Below are 5,349 nucleotides of genomic sequence, written 5' to 3' on the forward strand. Positions count from 1 at the left end.
CGACGCTCGGGCGGCGCTCTGGGCGGCGGGTTTGGCGCTGGCCGCGCCGGCGGCGGAGGCTGCGGCGCCGATCAGGGCCGAGCCGAGGACGGTTCTGCGGTTCATCCGACGGTTTCCTTTTCCAGAGCGTGATTGCGGACCAGATCCGGCGTCGCCGCCAGAAGTTTCTGCGTATAGGGGTGCGACGGCGCGGCGAAGACGGCGGCCGTTTCGCCCTGTTCGACGATCTTCCCGGCCTGCATGACCAGCAGGCGGTCCGTCACCGTGCGCACGACGCTGAGGTCGTGGGTGACGAAGAGGTAGGACAGGCCGAGCCGGTCCGACAGGTCGGCCAGCAGGTCCAGCACCTGCGCCCGCACGGACACGTCCAGCGCCGAGACCGCCTCGTCCAGACAGATGACCGACGGCTCGGTGATCAGGGCGCGGGCGATGGCGATGCGCTGGCGCTGGCCGCCCGAGAATTCGTGCGGATAACGGTCGGCAGCGGCGCTGTTGAGGCCCACGCGCTCCAGCATTTCATCGACGCGACGACGGGACTCGGCCGGGGAGGGCTTGGTGTCCAGCAGGTGGAAGTTCTCGGCGACCAGATCGCTGACCTTCCAGCGCGGGTCGAAGCTGCCGTAGGGGTCCTGGAACACCACCTGAATGTCGCGGCGGATGGCCTTCAGGGCAGCGCCGCGCGCGGCGGTGATGTCGCGGCCCTTGACCCGGACGCGGCCCGCCTGCGGCGTCTCCAGCGCGAGGATGGCGCGCAGCAGGGTGGACTTGCCGCAGCCGCTCTCGCCGACCAGTCCGACGCTCTCGCCCGGCTGGATGGTCAGGCTGACCTGATCGACGGCGCGGAAGGCTTTCGACTTGCCGAACAGGACGGGCGCGCCGCCGTATTCGCGCACCAGACCCTCGACCTGAAGCACGGGGGCGGCGTCGGCCAGCGGGCGGCTGCGGCGTGTCGGGGCGTGGGTGGCGTTGGCCAGCAGGCGCTGGGAATAGGGGTGGGCCATGCCGGTGCGGATGCGGCTGACCGGCGCTTCCTCGACCAGTTCGCCGTCTTTCATCACCGCCAGACGGTCGGCGGTTTCGGCCACGACGGCGAGGTCGTGGGTGATGAGGATCAGCCCCATGCCGTCCTCGCGCACCAGCCGCTTCAGCAGGTCCAGCACCTGAGCCTGCGTCGTCACGTCCAGCGCCGTCGTCGCCTCGTCCGCGATCAGCAGCTTGGGCGTCAGGGCGATGGCGATGGCGATGGCGACGCGCTGTCTCTGGCCGCCGGACAGTTCGTGCGGATAGCGGGTCAGGGGGAAGCGTTCAGCGGGCAGGCCGACGCGGTCCAGCACGGAACGGGCGACGGCGAGGGCTTCCCTGCGCGAGGCCTTCTTGTGCAGGCGCACCGTCTCGGCGACCTGATCGCCGATGGTCATGACGGGGTTCAGGGCCGTCATCGGCTCCTGGAAGATGATGCCGACGTCGCGGCCGCGCACCTGCTGCATCACGGCGTCAGGGGCGTTCGAGACAAGCTGGCCGCTCAGGCGGATTTCGCCGGTCAGGGTCGCGCGCGGCGGGGTCAGGCCCAGAACGGCCAGCGCGGTCATGGACTTGCCCGAGCCGCTCTCGCCGACGAGGCCGAGGATTTCGCCGGGAGCGACGGACAGGCTGACGTTTTTCAGGATCGGCGTGTGGCCGATCGACAGGCTGAGATCGCGGATGTCGAGGACGGTCATGGTCAACGCTCCCGCCGCACGCGCGGGTCGAACAGGTCGCGCAGGCCGTCGCCCGTCAGGCTGAGGCCCAGCACGGTCACGAAGATGGCGAGGCCCGGCATGATGGCCAGCCACGGCGCGAAGCCGATCATGGTCTGGGCCTCGGCCAACATCCGGCCCCAGCTGGGCGCGGGCGGCTGGGCGCCCAGGCCGACGTAGGAGAGGCCCGCCTCGGCGACGATGCCGACGGCGAACTGGATGGCGGCCTGCACGACCAGCAGACTCATCAGATTGGGCAGGATGTGCTGGAGCGAGATCAGGGCTTTGGACTTGCCCGCCGTGCGGGCGGCCAGAACGTATTCGCGGGTCCACAGGCCTTGGGCGGCGCCGCGCGCGACGCGGGTGAAGACGGGAATGTTGAAGACACCGATGGCGATGACGGCGTTGATCGCGCCCGGTCCCATGACGGCGGTGATCATCACGGCCAGCAGCAGGGCGGGGAAGGCGAAGATCAGGTCGTTGCCGCGCATGACCAGTTCGTCGATCCACCCGCCGCGCGCGGCGGCTGTCAGGCCCAGAGGCGTGCCGATTGCGACGCCGATGCCGACGGCGACGAAGGCGACGACGAGGGAGTTCTGCGCCCCCGCCATGATCATCGATAGCACATCCCGGCCGAAGTGGTCTGTGCCCATCCAGTGGGCGGCCGAGGGGGCGGTCAGCTTGGACGCGATGTCGACAGCCTCGACGTCGTAGGGCGTCCAGAAGAGGGCGATCAGGGCGGTCGCCAGCACCACGGCGGTCAGCGTGGCGCCGACGATCAGCGACAGGGGCCAGCGCACGCGAGGCTTGGCCGGGGCTGTGATGGCTGGGGCGTCGGTCATGCGCGGCGTCCCCTCAGGCGCGGATCAGCGAACAGATAGGCGAGGTCGATCAGGAAGCTGACCAGAACCACGGCGAAGACCAGCACCACGACCACGCTCTGGACCACGATCAGGTCGCGCTGGGTGATGGCCTGAAACACCAGTCGGCCGAGGCCGGGCAGGGAGAAGACGTTTTCGATGATGATGCCGCCCGCCAGAAGGAAGGGGAACTGCAGCCCCAGAATGGTCAGGACCGGGATCCAGGCGTTGCGAAGTGCGTGTCGCCACAGGGCCTGATTGACCGACAAACCCTTGGCGCGAGCGGTGCGGACATAGTCCTCGTTCATGGTGTCGAGCAGGGCGGTGCGCAGGACGCGGGCCAGAATGGCGGCCTGCGGCGCGGCCAGAGCGACGGCGGGCAGGATCAGGGCCTTGAAGGCAGGCCAGAAACCGGCGCTCCAGCCGGGGAAGCCGCCCGCCGAGAACCAGCCCAGGTTCACCGAGAACAACAGGATCAGCAGCATGGCGATCCAGAAGTTGGGCAGGGCGACGCCGACCTGAGTGACGCCGATCAGGCCGGTGTCGACGGCGGTTCCCCGGCGGCTGGCGGCAGTGACGCCGATGGGCAGGGCGACCAGCAGCGACAGGACGGTGGCCATCAGGGCCAGAGGCGCGGACACGACCAGACGTTCCGCGATCAGCCCGCCGACCGGCACCTGATAGGTGTAGCTGGTCCCGAACTTGCCGGTCAGCAGGTCGCCGAGCCAGGCGAAGTAGCGCTCAAGGCCCGAGCCCTCCAAGCCCATCTGCTGGCGTAGGGCGGCGATGCTTTCGGGGCTGGCGTTCAGCCCCATCATATAGCTGGCGGGATCGCCCGGCACGACTTGCAGCAGCAGGAAGATGACCACGGTCGCCGCCAGCAGCGTCAAGGCGTGACCGCCCAGCTTCTTCAGCAGCCAGACCGCGCCGAAGCGCCAGGCGACGAAGGCCAGCAAGGCGACGCCCGCGATCAGGCTGATCCAGCCCCAGGGCAGGCCGCTGCCCGTGTGGTTTGCATTGGCGGTCGATGCGACACCCGCGCCGGTCCACCAGGCGCCGGTGACGTCGTTGGCGGCGATGGGACCGTTGATCCAAAGGCCGTTCACGTCCGCCTTCCACACGCCGATGCGCGAGGACTGGAACAGGAAGCCGTTGACGGCGTCATCGGCGATGCGGCGTTGCAGGTCGCCCAGCAGGCGGTTGCGCGTCGGCTCGTCCGGGGCGGCGTTGACTTGCTCCAGCAGGGCGTCGAAGGCGGGGCTGTCGTAGCCGAAATAGTAGTCCTTGCGGCCATAGATGTCGTAATCCATCGGCTCGACGTGTTCGACGATGGTCAGGTCGAACTGGCGGCGTTTGAACACCTGATCCAGCCATTGGGCCCACTCCAGATTCTCGATCTTCGCGCGGATGCCTGCTTCGGCCAGTTGCGAGATCAGAACCTCGCCGCTGCGCCGGGCGTAGGGGCGAGGCGGCAGGCGCAGGGTCACGTCGATGCCGTTGGGATAGCCCGCCTCGGCGAGCAGGGCGCGCGCCCTGGTCGGGTCATGTGGAGACAGGCCGGTCAGGTCGACATAGCCCGGCGCCTGACGGGAATAGTGGCTGCCGATCGGCTGGCCGAAGCCGAACATGGCGCCCTGTATCAAGGCGTCGCGGTCGATGGCGTAGGACAGGGCGCGGCGCACCCGCACGTCATTGAACGGCGCCTTGGTGTTGTTGATCCCCAGAATGACCTTGCCCTCGGAGGCGCCGACGACGACGCGGAAGCGCGGGTCGCGCTGGAACTGGGCCACGTTCTCGGGCGCGGGATAGTTGGGGAAGGCGTCGACGTCGCCGGCGCTGACGGCGGCGAAGGCGGCGGTCGGGTCGCTGATGAAGCGAAAGACGACGCTATTCAGGCGCGGCGCCGGGCCCCAGTAGCCGTCGCGGCGGATCAGGGTCAGCTGGCTGCCGCGCTGCCAGTTCTGCAGTTTGAACGGGCCGGTGCCGACGGGGGTGACTGCGTTGGTTGCGGCGCTGCTGGGCGAGACCATGACCGCGTCGCCCCAGGCCAGGACATAGGGCAGGGTGGCCATCGGACGGGACAGATGGATGCGGATGGTGGCCGGGTCGATGATCTCGACGGTGCGGATCGGCTCGAACAGGGCCTTCTGGGCGTTGGTGGAGCCTTCGGCGGTGATGCGGTCGAGCGAGAATTTGGCGACTGAGGCGTCGAACGGCGCGCCGTCGGAGAAGGTCACGCCCCGCCGCAGGTGGAAGGTCCAGGTCAGGCCGTCGGGCGCGGCCTCCCACGACTCGGCCAGCGACGGGGCGACGGCGCCGTTCTGGGTCAGCCGGGTCAGGCCCTCGAACACGTTGGCGTAGACGACTTCATCCACCGCCGCCGCCGCGCCCGAGGTCGGATCGAGGTTCGGCGGCTCCAGCGGCAAGCCGAGGATCAGGCGGTCGCGCGGCGTTTGGGGCTGGGCATGAACCTGCGGCGCCGTCAGGCCCCAGACGACGCACAGGGCCAGCGACAGCACGAGCGTGATCAGGCCGGGCCGAAGTCCGCCGTTCCGGCCGCGCCGTCGGGATGCTGTCGCGACGCGTGTCGCCCCTGTCTTCGTCACCTTCCCTCGATCTCCCCCTTGCGGCGTGGCCGATCTTCGTCAGCCTACGTCATGGATTTGCACTCACGCCATGGATTAAGCGCGCCTCACCACGGCTGGCGCGCCAGGGAGGCGGGGCAGGCGGCGGTGGCTTCGGTCGCGGCGGCG

Annotated in this window: 3 protein-coding genes; all 3 read right to left on the bottom strand. The window is 69.3% G+C overall.

The genetic code is table 11. The features are described 5' to 3' along the window. Positions 1–101: 101 nt before the first annotated feature. From RT567_RS13150 to RT567_RS13160, 3 genes are read right to left on the bottom strand one after another with little or no spacing between them, the layout of a single operon-like run. A complete protein-coding gene (locus RT567_RS13150; protein ID WP_313576757.1) occupies positions 102–1,718 on the bottom strand; it encodes a dipeptide ABC transporter ATP-binding protein in 1,617 nt (538 codons plus the stop codon). A 2-nt stretch (positions 1,719–1,720) separates the two neighbouring features. Further along, positions 1,721–2,578, bottom strand: a complete 858-nt coding sequence (locus RT567_RS13155; protein ID WP_313576758.1) for an ABC transporter permease — start codon at positions 2,576–2,578, stop codon at positions 1,721–1,723. Beyond that, positions 2,575–5,115, bottom strand: a complete 2,541-nt coding sequence (locus RT567_RS13160; RefSeq protein WP_313576759.1) for an ABC transporter substrate-binding protein — start codon at positions 5,113–5,115, stop codon at positions 2,575–2,577. The genes RT567_RS13155 and RT567_RS13160 overlap by 4 nt, the downstream gene beginning before the upstream one ends. Positions 5,116–5,349: the final 234 nt, after the last annotated feature.

Source organism: Brevundimonas sp. (assembly GCF_032107865.1).
Classification (GTDB): domain Bacteria; phylum Pseudomonadota; class Alphaproteobacteria; order Caulobacterales; family Caulobacteraceae; genus Brevundimonas.

Excerpts from the sequence above, each read along its gene's own strand:
- RT567_RS13150 (WP_313576757.1), bottom strand. The coding sequence starts at position 1,718 with ATGACCGTCCTCGACATCCGCGATCTCAGCCTGTCGATCGGCCACACG.
- RT567_RS13155 (WP_313576758.1), bottom strand. The coding sequence starts at position 2,578 with ATGACCGACGCCCCAGCCATCACAGCCCCGGCCAAGCCTCGCGTGCGC.